Genomic DNA, 22,589 nt, shown 5'->3' with positions numbered 1-22,589 from the left:
CATGGATCGGCGGGGATTGCTTGGGCCCGCCGATCCCTCCGGCCCCCGGCGCGCCCCCCGTTCACCCCGTCTCCACTCCGCCTTCGCCCCAGTCCGCCCGGCCGCCCGACGCCGTCGGAGCGGGCCACGGGTACGCTCGCACACGTGCCCTCCATGAACGACCTCGTACGCCAGCACACCGCTCTCAGTGATTCCGACCTGGAGTGGCTCCATCTGCTGGTCTCGGAGTGGCAGCTGCTCTCCGACCTGTCCTTCGCCGATCTCGTCCTGTGGGTCCCCACCCACGACGGGACCCGCTATGTCTCCGTCGCGCAGATGCGGCCCAACACCGGCCCCACCTCCTACCAGGACGACATGGTCGGCCATCTCGTCCCGCGCGGCCGGCGCCCGCTGCTCGACGCCGCCCTCGACGAGGGCCGTATCGTGCGCGAGGGCGATCCGGAGTGGCGCGAGGAGGTCCCGGTACGGGTCGAGTCGATCCCGGTGCGCCGGGAGGGCCGGGTCCTCGGTGTCATCGCCCGCAACACCAATCTGCTGACCGTGCGGACCCCGTCGCGGCTGGAGCTGACCTATCTCCAGTCCGCCTCCGACCTGGCGCAGATGATCGCCGCCGGCTCCTTCCCCTTCCCCGGCCAGCAGGTCGACATGGACGCCGCCCCGCGCGTCGGGGACGGGCTGATCAGGCTCGACGCCGACGGCATCGTCCAGTACGCCAGTCCCAACGCGCTCTCCGCCTACCACCGGCTCGGCCTCGCCTCCGACCTCGTCGGCCACCACCTCGGACAGGTGACCGCCGAACTCGCGCCCGCCCGGGGCCCGGTGGACGAGGCCATGGTCAAACTCGCCAGCGGCTACGCGCCGCGCGAGGCCGAGGTCGAGGGCAACGGCGGGGTGATCCAGCTGCGCGCCATTCCGCTCAAGCCCAAGGGCGTACGGATCGGCTCCCTGGTGCTGCTGCGCGACGTCACCGAACTGCGCCGCCGCGAGCGAGAGTTGATCACCAAGGACGCCACCATCCGGGAGATCCACCACCGGGTGAAGAACAACCTCCAGACGGTCGCCGCGCTGCTGCGGCTCCAGTCCCGCCGGATGGACTCGGCGAGCGGCCGGGAGGCCCTCAACGAGGCCGTGCGCCGGGTCGGCTCGATCGCCATCGTGCACGAGACCCTCTCGCAGAACCTGGACGAGCGGGTCGAGTTCGACGAGATCGCCGACCGGGTCATCGCGATGGTCGCCGAGATCTCGCCCGGCAAGGTCGAGTGCCGTCGCACCGGCCGTTTCGGCATCCTCGACGCCGAGGTCGCCACCCCGCTCTCCATGGTGCTCACCGAGGTCCTCCAGAACGCCCTGGAGCACGCCTTCCCGTCGGGGGAGCGCGGCTCGGTCGAGGTGTCGGCGGTACGGAGCGAGTGGCGCGGCGACGAACGCGTCAGCCGGCTGCTGATCACGGTCCAGGACGACGGCCGGGGACTGCCCGAGGGCTTTGACGCCCAGCGCGCCGGAAATCTCGGTCTGCAGATCGTACGGACCCTGGTGGAAGGGGAGTTGGGCGGAACGTTCGACATGCTCCCGGTTTCCGGACCGGATCGCGGCACCCGGGTCGTACTCGATATCCCGGTACCTGCCCAGAAGTAATTCCGGAGCGGATTGAGCACTGTTTCACAGCGTATTCACGGCGATACGCCGATGAGTCCGGATGCGGCGGTCCGCGTACAGCAGCGAGCCCCGGACCTGGAATACGGTCCGGGGCTCGAATGCTGTTTGGTTACTGCTGCGCGCTGCGGCTCGTGGGCGGTGAGTGCGTACTCGCTGTACGCGCCGCCGGATGCTCAAGGCTCGCTGCGGTGGCTCTCTCAGGCGCTGGCGTTACGCGCCCGGTTGCGAGCGGCACGGCGCTTCATCGCGCGGCGCTCGTCCTCGCTGAGGCCACCCCAGACGCCGGAGTCCTGGCCGGACTCGAGCGCCCACTGCAGGCACTGCTCCATGACGGGGCAGCGACGGCAGACGGCCTTGGCTTCCTCGATCTGCAGCAGCGCAGGACCGGTGTTGCCGATGGGGAAGAAGAGCTCGGGGTCTTCCTCGCGGCAAACGGCGTTGTGACGCCAGTCCATGGCTGCTACCTCTCCTTGGTATGACTTGCAAGTTGCTTGTGAATGTGAACGCTTTCACGAATCCCCCCGCAACGGAAGGGCCGACCATCGATCATGCCGAGGTGGTCCAGGGTTTGGGGAGGGGTTCCGGTGATCTGCGGGCCGATTCTGCGGGCCGTCCCGATCGCCATGAAGAGACTCGCAAACCTCGGCGACGGATACAACCCCTTCCGGGAAGTTTTTTTTGATTCCTCGGTGTCGACTAGGTCACAGCCGTCATTCTATGGGGTGGAGCCCAGTCCGTACGTTCGAGATAAAGGCCGTTTGAGCCTTCCACTCACACAATCACACGCAGTGCACGGCGTACGCCTGTGAACGTCACGCTCGTACGGAGTCCCAGGTGGTCGCCGTCCATCTGAAAAGGCAGTGGAACCTTTGAATTCAAGGTGAAGTCGGTGAGGTCATGGAGAGTAATCGCGTGCTTGCCGTGTGGTCCGCGTTCGGGGCTGGACGTCAACAGCTGAGTGCCGAACCGCGCCACCGCCGGCGTCGAGAGCCGGGAGAGCCCGAGCACGTCGAGGCCCGTGTCGAAGGAGGCCTTCGGCGAGGCGTACAGCGGGCGATTGCCCAGGAAGGTCCACGGCGAGGTGTTCGCGACTATGGAGACCACCAGATCGGTGACCGGGGCCTGCCCGGGGCGCTCCAGTGTGATCATCCCGTGTCTGCGGTGCGGGTCCTCCAGGAACTGCCGCAGCACCTGACGCACATAGAGCGCGTGCGTCGAACGCTTGCCGCGCTCCCGCTGCTGCTCGACCCGGCCGATCACGCTCGCGTCGAAGCCGACCCCGGCGGTGAAGGTGAACCAGCGGGACGGGACCCCTTCGTCCTCGGTACCCGGAGTGCCGGAGGCGAGGCCGAGCCCCACGGTCCGCTCGCTCTGCTCGCTCAGCGCGTCCAGAATCGCGCCGGTGGCCTCCACGGCGTCGTTCGGCAGCCCCAGGGCACGGGCGAAGACATTGGTCGAACCGCCGGGCACCACGGCGAGCCGGGGCAGCCGCTCGGGGTCGGGACCACTGTGGAGTAGACCATTGACGACTTCATTGACCGTGCCGTCGCCGCCGAGGGCGACCACGAGATCGATCTCCCCGGACTCGGCCGCCCGGCGCGCCAGGTCCCGGCCGTGGCCCCGGTACTCGGTGGTGACGGCCTCCAGCTTCATCTCGCTGGCGAGCGCGTGGATCAGCACATCACGGGTGCGTGCACTGGTGGTGGTTGCTGCCGGGTTGACCACGAGGAGTGCGCGCATGCGTTGCAGCGTACCTACCCGGGGGTACCCGGCCCAGCCCCGGGTGCCGGGCCGGACCCTGGTCCGGCCCGCGGATCCGGGCGGCGGCTACCCTTCTCGGGTGAGCGAAGACCAGACCCCGCGCCCTGCCCGCCTGACCGCCGCGGCGGCGGTGTCCGGCCTGGAAGGCCTGGCACTGGTCGTCTACGGCGTCTACATGCTGGTCATGGGAGTGCTGGGCCGACCCGAGAATCCCACCCAGGCCGAGATGGGCGGAGTGACGCTGATCGCACTCGGCGTCCTCCCGCTGGCCGCCGCGCGCGGACTGCTGCTGCGGCGGAGCTGGAGCCGGGGACCGGCGCTGATCACCCACCTCATGGCGCTGATCCCGGCGTGGACGCTGCTGCGCGCGTCCGGCGGGATGATCCCGCTGGGCATGCTGGTCGCGGCCGTCGCCGTCTCCGGCCTGGTGCTCCTGGTCAACCCGACCACGACCCAGGCCCTCGACATCCGGGGCCCGGGCGCCCGCGACGCGTAGCCGGGGACTTCCAGGGGGTGGGGGACGGTGTCCCGCCACCCCCTCCCGCTGTCTCCGCGTCTCCGCGCCACTCTCGCGCCGTTCTCACCCCGGTGTTCCGGCGGCGGCCTACTCCTCCACCAGCAGCTTCTCCCGAAGCTGCGCCAGAGTGCGGGCCAGCAGCCGGGAGACGTGCATCTGGGAGATGCCGACCTCCTGGGCGATCTGCGACTGGGTCATATTGCCGAAGAACCGCAGCAGCAGAATGCGCTTCTCGCGCGGCGGCAGATCCTCCAGCAGCGGCTTCAGCGACTCCCGGTACTCGACGCCCTCCAGCGCCTCGTCCTCGGAGCCCAGGGTGTCCGCGACCGCGGGCGACTCGTCGTCCGTGTCGGGGACGTCCAGGGAGAGCGTGGAGTAGGCATTGGCCGATTCCAGACCCTCCAGCACCTCCTCCTCCGAGATGCCCAGCCGCTCGGCCAGCTCGTGCACCGTGGGCGAGCGGCCGTGCTGCTGGGAGAGCTCCGCCGTCGCCGTGGTCAGCGAGAGCCGCAGCTCCTGAAGCCGGCGGGGCACCCGCACCGCCCAGCCCTTGTCCCGGAAGTGCCGCTTGATCTCGCCGACCACCGTCGGGGTGGCATAGGTCGAGAACTCGACGCCCCGCTCCGGGTCGAACCGGTCCACCGACTTGATCAGACCGATCGTCGCGACCTGCGTCAGATCGTCCAGCGGCTCGCCTCGGTTGCGGAACCGCCGCGCCAGATGCTCGACCAGCGGCAGATGCATCCGCACCAGCCGGTTCCGCAGCTCGGCCCGCTCCGGTGAGCCGTCGGGCAGCTCGCGCAGCTCGATGAAGAGCGCCCGTGCCCCGCTGCGGTCCTGCGGATGGTGCTGCTGCTGTTCATGGACATGCTCGGTCATATGGCCCGCCTTCCCCAAGGGCTCCGCCTGGGCGGGGGCATCCCCGCCGGAGCCGGGGGACGTGCCCCCGGCCCGCGCCTGCTCGGCCGCGGCCGTCGCGGCCCCCGGGCCCGCGGGCCCGTCCTCCGGATGCGGTCGGGCGTGCTGCTCCGGGAAGCCGTGCAGCGAGGGAGGCTCGTCGCGCACCGGACCGTCCTCGCTTCTCACGCCGGACCGGGTCCCGCGCCGCGCTTCTTGTACAGGCTGATGGAGACCGTGCGATCCTCGGCGACCGACGAGTCGACCATGCCCGCCAGCGCGGAGAGCACCGTCCATGCGAAGGTGTCGCGCTCCGGGGCCCGCCCGTCGGTCGTCGGCGCGGAGACCGTGACCTCCAGCGAGTCGTCGATCAGCCGGAAGACACAGCTGAGTACGGAGCCGGGGACCGCCTGCTGGAGCAGGATCGCGCACGCCTCGTCGACCGCGATCCGCAGATCCTCGATCTCGTCAAGGGTGAAGTCCAATCGTGCCGCGAGTCCGGCCGTGGCCGTACGCAACACCGACAGATAGGCACCCGCAGCGGGCAGCCGGACTTCCACGAAGTCCTGGGTCCCGGGCTCGCCTGCGATCTGGGACACCCTCACCTCCAAGGTGACACAAGCTCTTTCCGGGCCGCGGGAGAAAGATCCCGAAGCCGTCGCTACGCAGTCCGTACGTAGCCGGTACTGGCTCGGCGACGCTATCGCGATCCATGGTGCGCTGTCGCCGGGCCCCCACTCCTCAGCCTCTGTCACTCATGGTAAGCATATGAACACATGCAGTGGCTAGAGGTGCGCGGGATCCAATTGCGCGGAAGGGGTGGATGGTTGACGTACCCACGCTTCAGACGGACGAACCGCCGCCCGGGTTCCCGACCTGCCGAAGCTCTTCGCCGCGCCGGGGTGTCCCGGACCGCTCCCGGGGTCGTACGTCCGTCCGCCGGGCGGGGCGCGGACCCCTCGTGAGGGGGCTCCGTCGTACGGGGGTCCCGTCAGACGAGGGCCCCGTCCGCGAAACACCAGCGCCAGCTCTCGCCCGGCTCGAAGCTCCGCATCACGGGGTGCCCGGTCCCGGTGAAGTGCGCGCTCGCGTGGCGCAGCGGCGAGGAGTCGCAGCACCCCACATGGCCGCAGACCAGGCAGAGCCGCAGATGCACCGGCTGGACCCCGGCGGCCAGGCACTCGGGGCAGGTCTCGCTCAACGGGGCCGGCTCCGGGCGGGGCAGCTCGGCCACATGCGGACACTCGCTCATGATGGCCAGGGTACGGCGCGAACGCCGCGCCTTCCCGTCGGCGTACGCCACCCGGCGACGGGCGAGAGCCTTGAGGACGGCGCATGGAAGCACTGTCACTGGTCGCGCTGATCGCGGGCAGTGCCGCGGTCGCCGGAGCGGCCCGCAGAACCCCCGTGCCCGCGCCGCTGCTCCTGGTGACCGCCGGGCTGATCGCCGCGTACGTCCCCGGCGTGCCCGACTACACCCTCGACCCGCACATCGTGCTGCCGCTGGTGCTGCCGCCGCTGCTGCACATGGCCGCGCTCGACAGCTCGTACCTCGATCTGCGGGCCAACGCGCGGCCCGTCGCCCTGCTCTCGGTGGGCTACACCCTCTTCGCGACCGTCGCCGTCGGCTGGCTCGCCCATCTGCTGATCCCCGCGCTGCCGCTCACCGCCGCCCTGGTGCTCGGCGCGGTCGTCGCGCCGCCGGACGCCGTCGCCGCCACCGCGATCGCCCGCAGACTGGGGCTGCCGTCCAGGATCACCACCATCCTCCAGGGCGAGTCCCTGGTGAACGACGCCACGGCGATCACCGCCTACCGGGTGGCGGTCGCCGCCGCCGTCGGCGAGGCCGCGAGCTGGGGCCAGGGCATCGCCGAATTCGCCCTCGCCGCGCTCGGCGGCGTGGGCGTCGGACTGCTGCTGATGGTCCCCATCCACTGGCTCCGCACCCATCTGGGCGAGCCGCTGCTCCAGAACACCCTCTCGCTGCTCATCCCCTTCGCCGCCTACGCCGCCGCCGAGCAGGTCCACGCCTCCGGAGTGCTCGCCGTGGTCGTCGTCGGGCTCTATCTCGGCCACCGCCGCTGGCAGGTCGACTTCGCCACCCGGCTCCAGGAGGAGGCCGTCTGGCGCATGGTCGCCTTCATCCTGGAATCCGCCGTCTTCGCGCTGATCGGCCTCCAGCTGCCGTACGTCCTCGAAGGGCTCGGGGCGTACGGGGTGGGCGAGGCCCTCGCGTACGGACTCGCGGTCTTCTTCCTGGTCGTCGCGGTGCGTTACGTCTGGGTCTTCCCGGCCACCTTTCTGCCGCGCCGGCTCTCCGCGCGCATCAGGGAGCGCGAGCCCGCCGTCGACTGGCGGGCCCCGGTGATCGTGGGCTGGGCCGGGATGCGCGGGGTGGTCTCGCTGGCGATCGCCTTCTCCATCCCGCTGACCACCACCGGCGGGGACCCCTTCCCGGCCCGGAATCTGATCCTCTTCCTGACCTTCACCACTGTGATCGGGACCCTGGTGGTGCAGGGACTCAGCCTCCCCGCGCTGATCAGGGCGCTGAAACTGCCCCCGCCCGACGCCCGCGCGCAGACCCTCGCCGAGGCCCAGGCCCAGAGCGAGGCGTCCGCCGCCGCCGACCGCCGGCTGGACGAACTGCTCACCGACGAGCGCAACGCCCTCCCCCAGCCGCTCCAGGACCGGCTGCGCACGGTCATGGAGCGGCGGCGCAATGCCGTCTGGGAGCGGCTCGGGGCGGTCAACGAGCTCACCGGGGAGTCCGCGGACGCCACCTACCGGCGGCTCGCCGGGGAGATGATCGAGACGGAGAGATCCGTCTTCGTCGACCTCCGCGACCGCCGCCGGATCGACGACGAGATGCTGCGCACCCTGCTGCGCCGGCTGGACCTGGAGGAGGCCGCCGCCTACCGCGACGAGGAGGACGGGGCGGCGGGCTGATCGGCGGGCCGGTCGGAGGGCCCCGGCCGATCGGCCGGCTCCGGGCGGCCGGTGATGACGGCGGCCACGGTGGTGCCGGGGGCGAACGCGCCCTCGGCCGCCAGAGCCGTCAGGCCGAAGAGCATTTTGGCGACATATATACGTTCCACGGCCACCCCGTGGCGGGCTTCGAACCCCTCAGCGAAACGAACGAGTTCCGGGGTTGTGCGGTTGTATCCACCGAAATGGAAGCGTTCGTCCAGGGACCAGTCGCCGGTGCGCCCGCCGAACGCCGCGAGCTGGAGGCGCTCCGTCTCGGCGGCGAGGAAGCCGCCCCTGAGGACGGGGAAACCCAGGGCGCGCGCGCCCGGCGGGAGGCCCGCCGCCAGTCCGGCGAGGGTCCCCGCGGTGCCGCAGGCGACGGCGGCGACATCGGCGGTCCCGTCGAGTTCCCGGCCGAGGGCGGCGCAGCCCCGCGCGGCGAGGGCGTTGCTGCCGCCCTCGGGTATCACCTGGACGTCGCCGTCCTGGGCGCTCTCGGCGAGGATGCGCGCCAGCACCTCCGGGTCGTCCTTGCGCCGGTAGGTCGCCCGGTCCACGAACACCAGCCGCATGCCGTCCGCCGCGCAGCGGGCCAGGGAGGGGTTCAGCGGCGGTCCGGCCAGCTCCTCGCCGCGTACGACGCCGGTGGTCGGGCAGCCCAGCAGCCGTCCGGCGGCGGCCGTCGCCCGCAGATGGTTGGAGTAGGCGCCGCCGAAGGTCAGCAGGGGGCGGCCCGCCGCCGCCCGCAGATTGGGCGCGAGTTTCCGCCATTTGTTGCCGGGCAGATCCGGGTGGATCAGATCGTCGCGCTTGAGCACTAGCCGTATGCCCCGGCTGGTGAAGGGCTCCTCCTCGACCGGCTGGACCGGGGACGGCAGCCGGGGCCGCAGGGCGGCTTCGAGGTCGGGCGCTTCGGGGGTCATGCCCTCATTGTCACCCGCGCCCACCTGCGGCGACAGCCGGAGGTGGGGCGGTGGCCGATGGGCTTTGGGGTGCCTACTTGAGGCGTTCGTGGACGCGCTCGCGCAGGGAGTCCATGGTGAAGCCGAGCGGGTCGATCTTTCCCGGCTGCCACTCCTTGTGGCCGATGACGGAGCGGGCCGTCCACCCGTGGTGCCGGCAGATCGCGGCGGAGGCGCGCTCGATCGCCGCCAGCTGGACGGCCGGCCAGGGGTCGTGGCCGTTGCCGAGGTTGACGCACTCGAAACCGTAGAAGTGCCGGTTGCCGTCGGTGTTCGCCTGGTTGTCGGCGGGCAGCGTCCGCTCGGCGATGACGGCGCGCAGGACGTCGTCGTCGCCCAGGCCCGCGTGGTTGGTGCGGCCGTAGCCGATCAGATGGACGGTGCCGTCCTTGGCGATGACTCCGTGGCAGAGCGGCCCCGGCAGATCGCTGCGGCCGTCGCGGCAGAGCGCGACGCTGTTCGCCGTTCCCTGGGTCACGGTGTGGTGGAGCATCACCCCGTGCACCGGCCCCCAGGGGCCCTTGCTGTTGCGGTTGTGATCGCGCCAATCGCCTACCTCGACGACTGTCAGGCCTTCGCCGCGAAGTGCGTCGAGAAAGCTCTTCGCGGACATGGGTGAGGACATGGCCGGCTCCCTGAGGTGCGAGGAGAGTACACGGAATGTTCCGTACTGTGCATTTACAGCTTTTACTCCAACTCCCGCGCCGGGGCTACGCGTTCGGCCGCCGTGCGATCCGATTCAGTCATCTCGCCCGTTCGTTCAGAATTCTGCCGGGCTGCCCCGCCGCGCTGAAAGTAATCCCACTCATTTGTGTAATGGTGCTAGGACTCTCCGTGCTGAAAGGCTTCTTCTTGCGGGCCCGCGACGAACAAAAGGCCTGTTTTTCAAACGCATGATCGAGAGGAAGTCCCATGTCGATGGGTTCGGTTGGCGCGGTCGGCGGCGAGCCGCACGAGCAGCGGTCGGCGCAAAAGAGCCTCGGCACAGCAGCCGCGCGCAATCTGGCCACCACGACCAAGTCCGTCCCGCAGATGCAGGAGATCACCTCGCGGTGGCTGCTGCGGATGCTCCCCTGGGTGCAGGTCGAGGGGGGCGCCTACCGGGTGAACCGCCGGCTGACCTACACGGTGGGCGACGGCCGGGTGACCTTCGTCCAGACCGGCGACCGGGTCACGGTCGTCCCCGCCGAGCTGGGGGAGCTGCCCGCCCTGCGCGGATTCGAGGACGAGGCGGCCCTCGCCGAGCTGGCGAACCGCTGCGAGCAGCGGACGTACGAGGCGGGCCGGCCGCTCGCCGAGGCGGGCACCCCGGCCGACCGGGTCATCCTGCTGGCCCACGGCAGGGTGGAGCGGATCGGCGAAGGGCCCTACGGCGACGAGGCCGTGGTCGACGTCCTCGCCGACGGGGCCTATCTGGGCGAGGAGTCCCTCACCGACGCCGACGCCGTCTGGCAGTACACCGTCCGCGCCGCCACCGCCTGTACGGTCCTCGTGCTGACCAGGGACGACGTACAGAATCTGGCGGACCGCGCGGAGTCGCTCCGCGGCCATCTCGCCGGGTTCGCCGCGCTGCCCGCGCAGCGGACCAACACCTACGGCGAGGCCGCGATCGATCTGTCGGCGGGCCATGTCGGCGAGGCGGTCGTCCCGCACACCTTCGTCGACTACGAGCTCTCCCCGCGCGAGTACGAACTGAGCGTCGCCCAGACCGTGCTGAAGGTCCACAGCCGGGTCGCCGACCTCTACAGCCGGCCGATGAACCAGACCGAGCAGCAGCTGCGGCTCACCGTCGAGGCGCTCCGCGAGCGCCAGGAGGACGAGCTGGTCAACAACCGGGAGTTCGGACTCCTCGCCAACTGCGACTACGCGCAGCGCCTCCAGCCGCACGACGGCGCGCCGACCCCCGACGACATGGACGAGCTGCTCTCGCGGCGGCGCGGCTCCAAGCTGTTCCTGGCCCATCCGAAGGCGATCGCCGCGTTCGGCCGCGAGTGCAACCGGCGCGGACTGGTCCCCGGCACCGTGGAGGTCGACGGCGGTCATGTGCCGGCCTGGCGCGGGGTGCCGATCTTCCCCTGCTCGAAGATCCCCGTCACCGCGGCCCGGACCACCTCCATCATCTGCATGCGCACGGGCGAGGCCGACCAGGGCGTCGTGGGTCTCCGGCAGGCGGGCATCCCGGACGAGATCGAGCCGAGTCTGTCGGTGCGCTTCATGGGCATCAATGAGCAGGCGATCGTCTCCTACCTGGTCACGGCCTACTACTCGGCCGCCGTGCTGGTCCCCGACGCGCTCGGAGTCCTGGAGAACGTCGAGGTGGGCCGCCGGGGCTGAGGGGCCGCGCCGATCGCACCCCCGTTCCCCGGCGTACCGGACGACCCCAGCGGAAAGGACCGCGAGTTGACCATGTCGGAGGCTGTGGAGGGCCGTGAGGCCCTCGCCCTTCTGGAGCACGCCCGTGATGTCGTCGGCCCCGAGCTGAGAGCGAGCGTGGAGACTCTCCCGGGCCCGCTGCGCAGGGTCGCGATGTACCACTTCGGCTGGGAGCACGCCGACGGCTCCCCGGCCGACGGGGACACCGGCAAGGCCGTCAGGCCCGCCCTGGTCCTGGCCGCCGCGCGGGCTTTCGGCGGCGATCCCGGCCGGGCCGTCCGGGCGGCCGTCGCGGTGGAGCTGGTGCACAACTTCACCCTGCTGCACGACGACGTCATCGACGACGACCCCACCCGGCGGCACCGCCCCACCGCCTGGACGGTCTTCGGCGTCCCCGACGCGATCATCGCCGGTGACGCGCTGTTCGCCCTCGCGCTGCGCGTCCTCACCGAGGACCGCCACCCCGCCTCGGGGCCGGCGATCGAGCGGATCACCGCCTGTGTGGTGGAGCTGTGCGCCGGCCAGCAGGCGGACTGCGCCTTCGAGGAGCGCGCCCCGCACGAGGTGTCGCTGGACGAGTGCCTGACGATGGCGATCGCCAAGACCGGGGCGCTGCTGGGCTGCTCCTGCGCGCTCGGCGCGCTGTACGCGGGGGCGACGCCGGAGCGCACGAGCGCCATGGACGCCTTCGGCCGGGAGGCCGGGCTGGCCTTCCAGCTGATCGACGACCTGATCGGCATCTGGGGCGATCCCGGGCGTACCGGCAAGCCGGCCGGGGCCGATCTCGCCGCGCGCAAGAAGTCCCTCCCGGTGGTGGCCGCGCTCGGCTCGGGCACCTCGGCCGGCGAGGAGCTGGCCGCGCTCTACGGGTCCCCGATGGCTCCGGCCGACATCCCGCGCGCCGCCGGGGCCGTGGAGCGCGCGGGCGGCCGTGACTGGGCCCAGCACCAGGCGGCCGAGCGGATGGGAGCGGCCGTCCAGGAGCTGTCCCGCGCGGTCCCCGACCCGGCGGCGGCGGGCGATCTGCTGGCCCTGGCGGAGTTCGTGACCCGCCGCACCCGATGAATGAGTCCGCGTGAACGAATCCGCCCCGCCGCCCGCGCTGCCCCTTCCTCCCCGCCGCCGTACCCTGGAGGCATGGGCAGCGACGGACGTCGGACCGTCCGCGACCCACAGGTCGAGCCGAGGTGCCCGGCGTGCGGGGAGCCTGTCGGTACCGTCATCAAGCGACGCAAGACTCTGGGGGCCTTCGTCCCCTTCTGGGGCCCAGGGCCCTGTCGGAATTCAGCCTGCGCCGAGTACGCCGGAGCCCCGCGTGAGCGGTCCCCGGGCGCTCCCGGTGCGACGATACGCACGGTCTGAGCCATCCCTGCTGTTCGGTGGAGGCTCCCGTACCGCTACAGTCCGCGCCATGTCATCGGAGTCGACTGAAGTCTGGGCGGGCTGGTACCGCGACCGACGTGGCGCGGAAGCGGTCACGATCGCGGCGCACGGACGGCAACTGCGCACGCGCATCAGGGGTGTTGAGTACGAAGGGGCGACTTTCGCCGCCCTGGAGACGGTGGGAGCGGAGGGCGTTCTCTCCTCCTGCGTACTGGAATGGGACATACCGCTCCCCGTTCACGCGGGCGGCACGGTGGAACGGGCCACGCTCAGCTGTCTGTTGACGCTCGGCGAACTGAGGCCCGAGGGGTCGCTCGACCGGGCGGATCTCAATCTGACCCTCCACTACGGCGGGGCGGCCTATGAATCCGGAGTCGCCGGGGGCGACTTCGACGACGCGCTCGACCGTATCCAGAAACAGCTGCCGGACGGGGCCGAGCTGGCGACCCTCACCTCCGCCGACGCCTGAGGGTTCGGGCCGCGCGCCGGCTCACGCACCGGGGGACGTCCCGCCGCCGACCGGCCGGACGTCCCCCGGGTCGTCACGGATCCCGGATCAGCGGGAGGAGAGCTGCTTCATCGCCGACGCGAGGCCGTTGGCCCACAGGGCGTTGACCCGGGAGCGCTCCTGCGCGTTCGGGGTGTCGTTCTGGCAGGAGGTGCCGGGGCCGCCGCCCGACATCAGCTCGCTGCACGGGCCCCGGTAGTTGTCCGGCAGTCCGAGGACGTGGCCGGTCTCGTGGGAGGTCACCCGGTAGGAGTTGTACTGCTGGTTCTGCCGGTAGTCGAGGAAGATGTAGCCGCGGCCGTGGCCGTCGGTGCTCGCGTACGAGCCCCGGGAGTCATTGCCCTCGTAGTAGCGGAAGCTGGGGTTGCTCCCCTCCTGGAGACGGACATTGCTCACCGAGCTGTTCCACACCTGGGTGGAACGGGCTATCTGCGCCCGGAAGGTGGGCGCGGTGGAGGCGTTGTACGTGACCGTGACGACCCGGGCGCCCGGGTTGGCGGCGCGCTTCTCGGCGACCGACCTCAGCACCGCGTCGAAGAAGGCCTTGGTCGCCTTCTTGTCCTCGGCCGAGCCCTCGTAGGCGACGTACGAGGGGGTCGCGTCGGGCGCGGTGGCGGCGGTCGCCGTGGCCGGCACCGCTCCGAGGGCGGCGGCGAGGGCGACGCCGAGGGCGGCGGAGAAGGCGGCTCGGGGGTGACGCATGTGGGGGCTCCTACTCGTCCGGTGAACGGATTCGGTACGGCGAGTTTCGGGCAGGAAGCCCGTTCGCGGATGATGCCAACTCCCGATAACACCAACGAATCGTCATGTCCATGTCCGTCCGTTGGTGCCCGAACTGTGTGTCTGGTGTGACCGCTGGAGCCGGTCCTACTCTCGGGTCATGGAGCTCGATCTGAGACACCTCCGCGCCCTGTGCGCCATCGCGGACGCCGGCAGTCTGCACAAGGCCGCCCGGCAACTGGGCGTCACCCAGCCGTCGCTGACGACCCAGCTGAGGCGTATCGAGAACTCCCTCGGCGCGCAGCTCTTCTGGCGCGAGCGCTCCGGCTGCCGGCCCACCCCGGTGGGCCGCGCGGTGCTGACCCGGGCCCGCCCGCTGGTGGCCCAGATGGCCGCCCTCGTGGTCGAGGCCAAGGCGGCGGCGGCCCGGGGCGGCGGCCCCGGGCTGAGCGTCGGGTCCACCGCGAGCCGCGCCCTCCCCGGCTGGCTCGGCCGGCTCCGCCGCAGACTGCCCGGCACCGACATCTCCCTCCACATGGACGTCTCCGCCAACGCGCTGCTCCGCATGGTCGCGGCCGGACAGCTCGACGTCGCCTTCGTCCACGAGGTGGAGGGCTCTCCGCTGCGGCTGCCCGGCGAGCTGACGGTGCGCGTGCTCGTCGAGCGCGAGCCGCAGTTCGTCTCCCTCGCCCGCGACCACCCGGCGGCCTCGGACGCCGTCGTGGAACTCGCCGATCTGGCCGGCGACCGCTGGATCGTCGACCCCACCGTGGACGGCGAGTGGGACGGGCTGCGCCGGGTGCTCGCCGCCGCCGGCATCAACCCCTCCGTCCTGCACGGCGACTACCACACCGCCGCCTCCCTGGTCGCGGTCGGCGAGGCGGTCGCCCCCTGTCAGCCGACCTCCGCCCCCCGCGAGGACATGGTGGTCCGCCCGCTGCGCGGCGACCCGCTCGCGGTGCGGCTGCTGCTCTGCTCCCCGCCGGGCACGCGGGAGCGGTACGCGGGGGTGTACGCGGATCTGGAGGCGGCCTACCGGGAGGTGGCCTCGGGGGCGGCGGCGTACCGTCAGTGGCTGCTCCGCCACAAGAGCCCGCTGCTGACCGCCCCGGCGGCCTGAGGGGCCCGGGCTCCCGCAGCGGAAAAATCGCTGTACCACGTCGCCGGGGAGCAGGGGACAGTCGGTGTCCCCATGGTTCTCGGGCGCTCCGTCTTCGCTTATCGCGAACGCCGTACTGGAATCTCTCTGCCCATCGCTTTCCCAGGTGAGCGCAGTCTCAGCACACGCAAAAGGCCATTTTGATTAGCAATAGCCAATTAGCAAATTGGCTGGAAAATACACTGCTAAGATGACTTTCATCCCGGCCGCCTGAGCGGTTCCACCGCTGTCCGGCATGGCCCGCGCGCACCACCGCGTCCGCCGCGGTACGCCCGCCGGCGCGCGGCCGGCGTCGCGCACGCGGCGGTGCCCGAGGCAGTGTTCTCTTCCGTTACCAGAAGGTAGATTTTTGTGAACCGTGTGCCGGATGCGGCTGTCCCCGACGTCTCCGTCGTCGTCGGCGCGTACAACGCGATGCCCTACCTGACCCGGTGCGTACGGTCCGTGGTGGACCAGACGCTCGGCCGCGACCGCATCGAGCTGATCGCCGTCAACGACGGCTCGACGGACGGCACCGGCGAGGAGCTGGACCGGCTGGCCGAGGAGTTCCCCTCCATGGTGCGAGTGGTGCACCAGGAGAACTCCGGCGGCCCCTCCGCCCCGCGCAACGCGGGCATCGAGCTGGCCCGGGGACGCTTCATCTTCTTCCTCGACGCCGACGACTACCTTGGCGAAGAGGCCCTTGAGCGCATGGTCGCCATGGCCGACGCCAACAGCACCGACGTGGTGCTCGGCAAGATGGTCGGCGTCGGCGGCCGGGGCGCGCCCAAGTCGATGTTCAAGCGCAACCAGCCCAAGACCGATGTGTTCGGCTCCGCGGTCTACTGGACGCTCAACCCGCTCAAGCTCTTCCGCCGCGAGCTCATCGAGCGCCTCGGGCTGCGGTTCCGCACCGACATGCGCACCGGCGAGGACCAGCCCTTCGTCTCCATGGCGTATCTGCACGCCTCGGGCATATCCGTCGTCGCCGACTACGACTGCTACTACTGGGTCGAGCGCGAGGACGGCAACAACGTCACCCGCACCACCCGCGGCACCCACCCGCGCATCAAGTACCTCAAGGTGATGTTCGAACTGCTGGCCCGCGAGGTCAAGAGCAGCGCCAAGCGCGACATCCTCCTCCGCCGCCACTTCGACGTCGACATCAAGTCGGCGCTGCGGCACCTGCTGCGCGAGACCGAGCCCGAGATACGGGACTCGGCGCTCGCCGAGATACAGCAGATGATCACCGCCAACCTCAGCGAGGAGCTGGCCCAGCGCTACCCCGCGATGCACCGGCTCCGGCTCCACCTCGCCGGCCACGGCATGCTGGAGGAGCTCCGCGAGGTCACCCGCTTCGACCAGGCGAAGAAGCGCGACAAGGTCGTCGTCGAGAAGGGCCGCGCCTACGGGGCGTACCCCTACTTCCGCGACCCCGCCCGGGGCATCCCGGACCACTGCTTCGACATCACCCGCCAGCTGGGCGTCCGCCACCACCTGGACACCGCCGAGCTGACCGGCTCCGAGCTGCACCTCGCCGGCCACGCCTACATCCACACCGTCGACACCGTCGACACCGCCATCGAGGCCGTACTGCGCGAGCGCGACAGCGGCGTCGAGTACAGCTTCCCCGCCGAGGGCGTCAGCGCCCCCGGGGTGACCGAGGCGGTCGGCGAGGGCATGTACGACTACGCCGAGTCCGGCTTCCGCGTCACCATCGACACCCTCACCGCCGCCGACGGCCAGGTGCTCCCCTCCGGCCTGTGGGACCTGCACATGCGGGTGCGCAGCCAGGGCATCGTCAAGGAGGGGCGCACCGGCAACAAGCGCTCCGACTCCATCGACTCCGAGGCGCGCCCCCGTCTGGTGCACACCCCCGACGGCGCGTCCCACGTCATCACCCCGTACTTCACCAAGCCGTACGGCAACTTCACCCTCGACGTCGGCCAGCGCAAGCACCGCCTCCAGTCGCATCTGAAGGTCGAGAAGGCCGCCTGGGCCGAGGACGCCCCCGGCACCGTCATCGTCTCCGGCCATGTCAACGCCGCCGTCGCCCCCGGCGACCTCGTCGTCCGGGCCAGCTCGACCGGCCGTACGGTCGACCTCGCCGCCTTCCAGACCGGCGAGCTGGCCGCCCCCGGCCCCTTCGAGTTCCGCGTCAACCTGGCCAAGGCCTTCGCCGACAAGGCGCTCCCGGCCGGCGTCTGGGAGTTGGCCGTCTGTCTCAGCTCCCCGGACCTCCCCGCCACCGTCTGGGTGCCCAACACCCCCGGCCTCGCCACCGCCCGCTTCCGCCGCCGGGGCCTGCCCGCCTACGCCAAGCCGATGGAGAAGCACCAGGTCTTCTCCGTCCGCCTGGCCCTGGTCGACCCGGTCGCCGGTCTCCGCCGCCGCTTCGGCATCGGCAGCTGACCGACCCCCTCGTGCGTGCCCCCGTCCCGCCCGTGCGGGACGGGGGCACGCACGGCTTCACCGCCCGCCCGCAGCCCCGGAAACCGGATGCGGACCGCCGGTGCGGTGGTATCTGATCGGGGGCATGACGACCGTACTGGGAAAGCCGGGAACCGACGGGCTGGGCGAGGCCGTGCGCGCACTGCGGGAGTGGCAGCACGACGGGGCCCCGGCGCAACTCCATCCGGGCGACCTGGGCTGGTTCTGGCGAACGGGCCCGGAGACGACCGCCGGGGCGGTCAGAACCTGGAGCCGGAACGGCCGGATCCGCGCCGTCGGGCTGCTGGACGGCCCCGGTCTGCTGCGGCTGGCGATCGCGCCGGACGCCCTGCGCGACGAGGAGACCGCGCGGCGCATGGCCGAGGACATCACCGCCCCGGAGCGCGGTGTGCTGCCCAAGGGCCGGGCCGACATCGAATCGCCCACGGGCGCGCTGCTCCAGGATCTGCTCTCCGAGGCCGGCTGGAGCGCCGAGGAGCCCTGGACGCCCCTGCGCCGCGACCTCACCGGACCGGTGGACGACCCGGGCCTCCGGATCGAGACCGTCGGACCCGAGCGGGCACAGCTGTTCACCGCGGTGCACCGGGCGGCGTTCGGCGGTTCGAGCTTCACCGAGCGGCGCTGGCACGCGATGGCCGCCGGAGCGCCCTACACCGAGGCCCGCTCCCTGCTCGCCCACAACGCCCGCGGCGACGCGGTCGCGGTCGTCACGGTCTGGTCCGCCGGCCCCGGCCGCCCCGGACTCCTCGAACCCCTGGGCGTCCACCGCGACCACCGCCGCCACGGCCACGGCCGGGCCATCGCCCTCGCCGCCGCCTCCGCCCTCCGCGAACTCGGCTCCTCAAGCGCCCTCGTCTCCACCCCGAGCGCCAACACCGCCGCCGTCACCACCTACACCTCGGCCGGCTTCCGCCCCCGCCCGGAGGTCCGGGACCTGCACCGGGACGAGTAGAGCCGGGAAAACACCGCACCCGGGCCGCCGTGGCCGCCGTGTTCGGCGGCCGTGACGACCCGGGTGCGGATGTGCTCCGTACGGACGGAGGCCGTGGTTCAGGCCTTCTTGGTCTCCCAGAAGATCTTGTCGATCTGGGCGATGTGGTCCAGCGCCTTCTGGCCCGTCGCCGGGTCGGTGGAGGCCTTCGCCGCCGACAGGGCCTTCAGGGTGTCGTTGACGAGCTGGTGCAGCTCGGGGAACTTCTCGAAGTGCGGGGGCTTGAAGTAGTCGCTCCAGAGCACCGAGATGTGGTGCTTCGCCAGCTCGGCGCGCTGCTCCTTGATGACCGTGGCGCGGGCGCGGAAGTGCGCGTCCTCGTTGGCCTGGTACTTCTCCTGGACGGCCTTGACCGACTCGGCCTCGATACGGGCCTGGGCGGGGTCGTAGACACCGCACGGGAGGTCGCAGTGGGCGCTGACCTTCACCTTGGGGGCGAACAGGCGGGAGAGCATGGAACAGTCCTTCCTCGTGATCGTCTTCTCAAGGGGGGACATTACTCCGTGGGGGAGCCGTTTTCGCGGGTGCCCCCGGGGGCTTAGGTCGAAAGTACGGGGTCGCCATGGGACTCGCGGCCGACCGTACTCTGTGACCCGGAGGTGTGCGGATGAGTGAGCGCGGGCGGGAGCCGACGGCTCCGTTCGGGGTCGCGGAGGTGAGTGGGCCGTCCATGTATCCGACGCTGCGGCAGGGCGATCAGCTGTTGGTGCACTATGGCGCGCGGGTGAGACCGGGGGATGTCGCGGTGCTCCGCCATCCCCTTCAGCAGGATCTGCTGATCGTCAAGCGGCTCGTGGAGCGGCGCGGGGGCGGCTGGTGGGTGCTGGGTGACAATCCGGGGGCCGAGGGGGACAGCCGGGTGTTCGGGGCCGTCCCCCCGGAGCTGTTGCTCGGGCGGGTGTGCGGCAGGTTCCGGCCGCGCGGGCCGGATCAGCGCTCGGTGCTCGCGGTGGCTTCCTGGGCGCTGACCGCGGTGCGGCCGGTGCTCTGCGACCGCTCGGTCTCCAGGCGCTTGCGCGCGCGGTAGGCGGCGACATTGGCCCGGGTGGCGCAGCGGTCGGAGCAGTAGCGCCGGGAGCGGTTGGTCGAGGTGTCGAGGTAGGCGTTGCGGCAGGGCGGGGCCTGGCACAGGCCCAGCCGGTCGACGCCGTACTCCGTGAGATGGATGGCGAGGCCCATGGCGGCGATCGCCGCGTAGCCGGCCGTCGCGTTGGACGGGTGGTCGGCCAGATGCATGTGCCACTTGGGGCGGCCGGTGTCGTCGTCGCGGAAGTCGTGGCCCGAGATCTGCGGGCTGACGGGGAACTCCAGCAGCAGGGAGTTCAGCAGATCGACCGCCTGGGTCTCGTCGCCCTCGTCGGCCGCCGTGAAGACCGCCCGCAGCCGGCCGCGCACCGAGCGGAAGCGGGTCACATCGGCGTCGGTGGCGCGACGGGCCGCCTGCCGGGACTCGCCGAACAGCTCCCGGACGGCCTCGACCGAGGTGAGGGAGTCCTTGTTGCGAGCCGGCTCCTCGGTGTTGACCAGGCGCACGGCATAGTCCGAGTAATAGGCCAGTTCCACTTGTAGTCCTTACCGGGGCGGTCTATGGTCGTTGCGGCAGAAGTAATGGGTACTTCTGTATTCAGGGTATTACGTACGGAGGGTTTCCAGTGTCGGAGACGGTGGCGGGTACGCGTACGGCGACAGCGGCGGGGACCGACTGGCAGGCCTGGCAGCAGAGCTGGGACCGTCAGCAGGAGTGGTACATGCCCGACCGCGAGGAGCGCTTCCGGGTGATGCTGGACATGGTCGAGGCCACGGTGGGCCCCGCCCCACGCGTGCTGGACCTCGCGTGCGGTACAGGAAGTATTACGGACCGGCTGCTCCGGCGGTTCCCGGATGCGCGCAGCACGGGGGTCGATCTCGACCCCGCCCTGTTGACCATCGCGCGCGGCTCCTTCGCCGGGGACGACCGCGTCACCTTCGTCACCGCCGATCTGACCGCCCCCGACTGGACCGACGCGCTCCCGCACACCGAGTACGACGCCGTCCTCACCGCGACCGCCCTGCACTGGCTGCGGAGCGGGCCGCTCGCCACCCTCTACGGGCACCTCGCCCGGCTGGTCCGCGACGGCGGGGTGCTGATGAACGCCGACCACATGATCGACCGCACCACCCCGAGGATCAACGCCGCCGAGCGCGCCCACCGGCACTCAGTGATGGACCGCGCCAAGGAGGGCGGAGCGGTCGACTGGGCCGAGTGGTGGGCGCTCGCCGGAGCGGACCCGGCCCTCGCCGGGCCCACCGCCCGGCGGTTCGAGATCTACGGGGAGCACGCCGACGGGGAGACCCCCTCCCTCCAGTGGCACGCCGAGACCCTGCGGTCGGCGGGGTTCGGCGAGGCCCGGGCGGTGTGGTCCTCGCCCAGTGACAGCCTGCTGCTCGCGCTGAAGTAGGGCCGGGTACGGCGAGAGGGCGGCCGGGCCCTCCGGTCGCCCGGAGGTGTCCGTACCGCCCTCTTCGCCCGTACGTCTCAGAGCACCTTGGAGAGGAACGACTTGGTGCGGTCGTGCTGGGGGTTGGTCAGCACATCGCGCGGATGGCCGGATTCCACCACCACGCCGTCGTCCATGAAGACGAGGGCGTCGCCCACCTCGCGCGCGAAGCCCATCTCATGGGTCACCACGACCATCGTCATGCCGTCCTCGGCGAGCTGGCGCATCACGTCCAGCACATCGCCGACCAGCTCGGGGTCGAGCGCCGAGGTCGGCTCGTCGAAGAGCATCAGCTTGGGGTCCATCGCCAGGGCGCGGGCGATCGCCACCCGCTGCTGCTGACCGCCGGAGAGCTGGGAGGGATAGTTTCCGGCCTTGTCGCCCAGCCCCACCCGGTCCAGCAGCTTCAGCGCGCGGGCCCGGGCGGTGGCCCTGGTCTCGCCCTTGACCTGGACCGGGGCCTCCATGACGTTCTCCACCGCGGTCATGTGCGGGAAGAGGTTGAAGCGCTGGAAGACCATGCCGATGTCCCGCCGCTTCAGCGCGACCTCGCTGTCCTTCAGCTCGTACAGCCGGTCGCCCTTCTGCCGGTAGCCGACCAGCTCGCCGTCGACGTAGAGCCGGCCGGCGCTGATCTTCTCCAGATGGTTGATGCAGCGGAGAAAGGTCGACTTGCCGGACCCGGAGGGGCCGATCAGACAGAAGACCTCGCGGGGGGCGACCTCCAGATCGATGCCCTTGAGGACCTCGATCTGGCCGAAGGACTTGTGCACGCCCTCCGCCTTGACCATGGCGTTCACGCGGAGACTCCCTTCGGGCGGCGCACCGAGAACACGCTCTGCCTGATCTTCTGGAGCGGGGTCGGCGGCAGGGTGCGGCTGGAGCCGCGCGCGTAGTGCCGCTCCAGGTAGTACTGGCCGACGCTGAGGATCGAGGTCATCACCAAATACCAGGCGGCGGCGAGGAAGTACATCTCGACCGGTGCGCCGGAGTTCTGGCCGATGTTCTGCGCCTGCCGGAACAGTTCGCTGTACTGGACGGCGGCCACCAGCGAGGTCGTCTTGAGCATGTTGATGACTTCGTTGCCCGTCGGCGGCACGATCACCCGCATCGCCTGCGGGATCACGATCCGGCGCAGGGTCTTGCTGTGGCTCATGCCCAGCGCGTGCGAGGCCTCGGTCTGGCCCTCGTCCACCGAGAGCAGACCGGCCCGGCAGATCTCCGCCATGTAGGCGGCCTCGTTGAGCCCCAGACCCAGCAGCGCCGTCAGGAACGGCGTCATGAAGTCCGACCACTCGTCCCGGTAGAAGCCCAGGTTGATGAATTCGAAGACCAGGCCCAGGTTGAACCAGACGAAGAGCTGGACCAGGACCGGGGTGCCCCGGAAGAACCAGATGTAGAACCAGGCGATGGACGAGGTCACCGGGTTCTTCGACAGCCGCATCACGGCGAGCAGGACGCCGCCGACGATGCCGATGGTCATCGACAGCGCGGTCAGGAGGAGGGTCTTCCAGACTCCCTCGATGATCCGGTCGTCGAAGAAGTAGTCGGGGATGGCACCCCAGTTGATCCGGCCCTGGGCGAAGGCGTAGACGATCAGCCCGAAGAGCGCGATGGCGACGACGGCGGTGACGTACCGGCCGTAGTGCCGGACGGGGACGGCCCTGATGGCCTCCGCTCCGGCCGCGGGCGGCGGCGGGGGCGTCGCGTCCTCCGGTCCTTTTTTCTTGATGTCGGCAGTCACAGGGAGCCTTTCCGTGGCGAAAATCAGGTGCTGACCGGAGGGCG

Annotated in this window: 23 protein-coding genes; 11 read left to right on the top strand and 12 right to left on the bottom strand. The window is 71.0% G+C overall.

The window, feature by feature from the left end:
- Positions 1–153: 153 nt before the first annotated feature.
- Entirely contained in the window at positions 154–1,635 is a 1,482-nt protein-coding gene (locus ABD371_RS14225) for a sensor histidine kinase (protein ID WP_344477220.1), read from the top strand.
- Positions 1,636–1,853: 218 nt separating this feature from the next.
- On the opposite strand, the gene ABD371_RS14220 is transcribed toward ABD371_RS14225, so the two are convergent.
- Positions 1,854–2,111 (bottom strand): WhiB family transcriptional regulator, encoded by a 258-nt coding sequence (locus ABD371_RS14220; protein WP_003953983.1) that lies wholly within the window; start codon positions 2,109–2,111, stop codon positions 1,854–1,856.
- A 316-nt stretch (positions 2,112–2,427) separates the two neighbouring features.
- Positions 2,428–3,396 (bottom strand): diacylglycerol/lipid kinase family protein, encoded by a 969-nt coding sequence (locus ABD371_RS14215; protein ID WP_190123144.1) that lies wholly within the window; start codon positions 3,394–3,396, stop codon positions 2,428–2,430.
- A 100-nt stretch (positions 3,397–3,496) separates the two neighbouring features.
- Between ABD371_RS14215 and ABD371_RS14210 the strand changes: the two genes are divergently transcribed.
- Entirely contained in the window at positions 3,497–3,913 is a 417-nt protein-coding gene (locus ABD371_RS14210; protein ID WP_190123145.1) for a hypothetical protein, read from the top strand.
- A 108-nt stretch (positions 3,914–4,021) separates the two neighbouring features.
- Here the strand turns inward: ABD371_RS14210 and ABD371_RS14205 are convergent, their stop codons facing one another.
- The 3 genes from ABD371_RS14205 to ABD371_RS14195 form a co-directional block, all read right to left on the bottom strand.
- Complete coding sequence (locus ABD371_RS14205; protein ID WP_381732979.1) at positions 4,022–5,128, bottom strand: RNA polymerase sigma factor SigF; 1,107 nt, start codon at positions 5,126–5,128, stop codon at positions 4,022–4,024.
- Positions 5,017–5,430 carry an ATP-binding protein gene (locus tag ABD371_RS14200; RefSeq protein ID WP_190123147.1) on the bottom strand — a complete coding sequence of 138 codons (414 nt, stop codon included), beginning with the start codon at positions 5,428–5,430 and terminating at the stop codon, positions 5,017–5,019. Before ABD371_RS14200 ends, ABD371_RS14205 begins: the two co-directional genes overlap by 112 nt.
- A 392-nt stretch (positions 5,431–5,822) precedes the next feature.
- Complete coding sequence (locus ABD371_RS14195; protein ID WP_344476653.1) at positions 5,823–6,083, bottom strand: UBP-type zinc finger domain-containing protein; 261 nt, start codon at positions 6,081–6,083, stop codon at positions 5,823–5,825.
- Positions 6,084–6,166: 83 nt separating this feature from the next.
- Here ABD371_RS14195 and ABD371_RS14190 point away from each other — a divergent pair, with 83 nt between their 5' ends.
- Positions 6,167–7,777, top strand: a complete 1,611-nt coding sequence (locus tag ABD371_RS14190) for a Na+/H+ antiporter (RefSeq protein ID WP_344476651.1) — start codon at positions 6,167–6,169, stop codon at positions 7,775–7,777.
- On the opposite strand, the gene ABD371_RS14185 is transcribed toward ABD371_RS14190, so the two are convergent.
- Together ABD371_RS14185 and ABD371_RS14180 are read right to left on the bottom strand one after the other, a co-directional pair.
- Positions 7,744–8,721: a 1-aminocyclopropane-1-carboxylate deaminase/D-cysteine desulfhydrase gene (locus ABD371_RS14185; RefSeq protein WP_344476649.1), complete on the bottom strand. Its 978-nt coding sequence runs from the start codon at positions 8,719–8,721 to the stop codon at positions 7,744–7,746. The two genes, ABD371_RS14190 and ABD371_RS14185, sit on opposite strands and share 34 nt — an antisense overlap.
- A 73-nt stretch (positions 8,722–8,794) precedes the next feature.
- A complete protein-coding gene (locus tag ABD371_RS14180) occupies positions 8,795–9,385 on the bottom strand; it encodes an N-acetylmuramoyl-L-alanine amidase (protein ID WP_344476647.1) in 591 nt (196 codons plus the stop codon).
- Positions 9,386–9,672: 287 nt separating this feature from the next.
- Here ABD371_RS14180 and ABD371_RS14175 point away from each other — a divergent pair, with 287 nt between their 5' ends.
- From ABD371_RS14175 to ABD371_RS14160, 3 genes are all read left to right on the top strand, one after another.
- Entirely contained in the window at positions 9,673–11,094 is a 1,422-nt protein-coding gene (locus ABD371_RS14175) for a family 2B encapsulin nanocompartment shell protein (protein ID WP_344476645.1), read from the top strand.
- Between the two features lie 72 nt (positions 11,095–11,166).
- Positions 11,167–12,198, top strand: a complete 1,032-nt coding sequence (locus ABD371_RS14170; protein ID WP_344476643.1) for a family 2 encapsulin nanocompartment cargo protein polyprenyl transferase — start codon at positions 11,167–11,169, stop codon at positions 12,196–12,198.
- A 346-nt stretch (positions 12,199–12,544) separates the two neighbouring features.
- Positions 12,545–12,985, top strand: a complete 441-nt coding sequence (locus ABD371_RS14160; protein ID WP_344476638.1) for a DUF6304 family protein — start codon at positions 12,545–12,547, stop codon at positions 12,983–12,985.
- A gap of 87 nt (positions 12,986–13,072) precedes the next feature.
- Here the strand turns inward: ABD371_RS14160 and snpA are convergent, their stop codons facing one another.
- Positions 13,073–13,726 (bottom strand): snapalysin, encoded by a 654-nt coding sequence (gene snpA, locus ABD371_RS14155; protein ID WP_344476636.1) that lies wholly within the window; start codon positions 13,724–13,726, stop codon positions 13,073–13,075.
- 178 nt (positions 13,727–13,904) lie between these two features.
- On the opposite strand from snpA, the gene ABD371_RS14150 reads away from it, so the two are divergent.
- From ABD371_RS14150 to ABD371_RS14140, 3 genes are all read left to right on the top strand, one after another.
- Positions 13,905–14,864, top strand: a complete 960-nt coding sequence (locus tag ABD371_RS14150) for a LysR family transcriptional regulator (RefSeq protein ID WP_344476634.1) — start codon at positions 13,905–13,907, stop codon at positions 14,862–14,864.
- 399 nt (positions 14,865–15,263) lie between these two features.
- Entirely contained in the window at positions 15,264–17,294 is a 2,031-nt protein-coding gene (locus tag ABD371_RS14145) for a glycosyltransferase (RefSeq protein ID WP_344476633.1), read from the top strand.
- Between the two features lie 124 nt (positions 17,295–17,418).
- Positions 17,419–18,285, top strand: coding sequence for a GNAT family N-acetyltransferase (locus ABD371_RS14140; RefSeq protein WP_344476631.1), 867 nt, complete (start codon positions 17,419–17,421; stop codon positions 18,283–18,285).
- 98 nt (positions 18,286–18,383) lie between these two features.
- Here the strand turns inward: ABD371_RS14140 and sodN are convergent, their stop codons facing one another.
- Positions 18,384–18,779 carry a superoxide dismutase, Ni gene (gene sodN / locus ABD371_RS14135; RefSeq protein WP_344476629.1) on the bottom strand — a complete coding sequence of 132 codons (396 nt, stop codon included), beginning with the start codon at positions 18,777–18,779 and terminating at the stop codon, positions 18,384–18,386.
- A 152-nt stretch (positions 18,780–18,931) separates the two neighbouring features.
- Here sodN and sodX point away from each other — a divergent pair, with 152 nt between their 5' ends.
- A complete protein-coding gene (sodX, locus tag ABD371_RS14130) occupies positions 18,932–19,351 on the top strand; it encodes a nickel-type superoxide dismutase maturation protease (RefSeq protein ID WP_344476627.1) in 420 nt (139 codons plus the stop codon).
- Here sodX and ABD371_RS14125 read toward each other — a convergent pair.
- A complete protein-coding gene (locus tag ABD371_RS14125; protein WP_344476625.1) occupies positions 19,255–19,887 on the bottom strand; it encodes a CGNR zinc finger domain-containing protein in 633 nt (210 codons plus the stop codon). The two genes, sodX and ABD371_RS14125, sit on opposite strands and share 97 nt — an antisense overlap.
- 185 nt (positions 19,888–20,072) lie before the next feature.
- On the opposite strand from ABD371_RS14125, the gene ABD371_RS14120 reads away from it, so the two are divergent.
- A complete protein-coding gene (locus ABD371_RS14120) occupies positions 20,073–20,762 on the top strand; it encodes a class I SAM-dependent methyltransferase (RefSeq protein WP_344477218.1) in 690 nt (229 codons plus the stop codon).
- Between the two features lie 77 nt (positions 20,763–20,839).
- Here the strand turns inward: ABD371_RS14120 and ABD371_RS14115 are convergent, their stop codons facing one another.
- Together ABD371_RS14115 and ABD371_RS14110 are read right to left on the bottom strand one after the other, a co-directional pair.
- The gene (locus ABD371_RS14115; RefSeq protein WP_344476623.1) at positions 20,840–21,601 is read right to left on the bottom strand and encodes an amino acid ABC transporter ATP-binding protein; all 762 of its coding nucleotides are present in this window, start codon (positions 21,599–21,601) and stop codon (positions 20,840–20,842) included.
- Positions 21,598–22,545 carry an amino acid ABC transporter permease gene (locus ABD371_RS14110; RefSeq protein ID WP_344476621.1) on the bottom strand — a complete coding sequence of 316 codons (948 nt, stop codon included), beginning with the start codon at positions 22,543–22,545 and terminating at the stop codon, positions 21,598–21,600. Before ABD371_RS14110 ends, ABD371_RS14115 begins: the two co-directional genes overlap by 4 nt.
- Between the last annotated feature and the right edge of the window lie 44 nt (positions 22,546–22,589).

The organism is Streptomyces amakusaensis (assembly GCF_039532665.1).
Lineage (GTDB): Bacteria > Actinomycetota > Actinomycetes > Streptomycetales > Streptomycetaceae > Streptomyces > Streptomyces amakusaensis.
The sequence above is the reverse complement of the archived record's forward strand: the minus strand, read 5'-3'. Positions and strand labels throughout refer to the sequence as shown.

Bases quoted from the DNA above. Each gene is read 5' to 3' on its own strand.
- ABD371_RS14225 (WP_344477220.1), top strand. From the start codon at position 154: ATGAACGACCTCGTACGCCAGCACACCGCTCTCAGTGATTCCGACCTG.
- ABD371_RS14220 (WP_003953983.1), bottom strand. From the start codon at position 2,111: ATGGACTGGCGTCACAACGCCGTTTGCCGCGAGGAAGACCCCGAGCTC.
- ABD371_RS14215 (WP_190123144.1), bottom strand. From the start codon at position 3,396: ATGCGCGCACTCCTCGTGGTCAACCCGGCAGCAACCACCACCAGTGCA.
- ABD371_RS14205 (WP_381732979.1), bottom strand. From the start codon at position 5,128: ATGGACGGTGCTCTCCGCGCTGGCGGGCATGGTCGACTCGTCGGTCGC.
- ABD371_RS14195 (WP_344476653.1), bottom strand. From the start codon at position 6,083: ATGAGCGAGTGTCCGCATGTGGCCGAGCTGCCCCGCCCGGAGCCGGCC.
- ABD371_RS14190 (WP_344476651.1), top strand. From the start codon at position 6,167: ATGGAAGCACTGTCACTGGTCGCGCTGATCGCGGGCAGTGCCGCGGTC.
- ABD371_RS14185 (WP_344476649.1), bottom strand. From the start codon at position 8,721: ATGACCCCCGAAGCGCCCGACCTCGAAGCCGCCCTGCGGCCCCGGCTG.
- ABD371_RS14180 (WP_344476647.1), bottom strand. From the start codon at position 9,385: ATGTCCTCACCCATGTCCGCGAAGAGCTTTCTCGACGCACTTCGCGGC.
- ABD371_RS14175 (WP_344476645.1), top strand. From the start codon at position 9,673: ATGTCGATGGGTTCGGTTGGCGCGGTCGGCGGCGAGCCGCACGAGCAG.
- ABD371_RS14170 (WP_344476643.1), top strand. From the start codon at position 11,167: ATGTCGGAGGCTGTGGAGGGCCGTGAGGCCCTCGCCCTTCTGGAGCAC.
- ABD371_RS14160 (WP_344476638.1), top strand. From the start codon at position 12,545: ATGTCATCGGAGTCGACTGAAGTCTGGGCGGGCTGGTACCGCGACCGA.
- snpA (WP_344476636.1), bottom strand. From the start codon at position 13,726: ATGCGTCACCCCCGAGCCGCCTTCTCCGCCGCCCTCGGCGTCGCCCTC.
- ABD371_RS14150 (WP_344476634.1), top strand. From the start codon at position 13,905: ATGGAGCTCGATCTGAGACACCTCCGCGCCCTGTGCGCCATCGCGGAC.
- ABD371_RS14140 (WP_344476631.1), top strand. From the start codon at position 17,419: ATGACGACCGTACTGGGAAAGCCGGGAACCGACGGGCTGGGCGAGGCC.
- sodN (WP_344476629.1), bottom strand. From the start codon at position 18,779: ATGCTCTCCCGCCTGTTCGCCCCCAAGGTGAAGGTCAGCGCCCACTGC.
- sodX (WP_344476627.1), top strand. From the start codon at position 18,932: ATGAGTGAGCGCGGGCGGGAGCCGACGGCTCCGTTCGGGGTCGCGGAG.
- ABD371_RS14120 (WP_344477218.1), top strand. From the start codon at position 20,073: ATGCCCGACCGCGAGGAGCGCTTCCGGGTGATGCTGGACATGGTCGAG.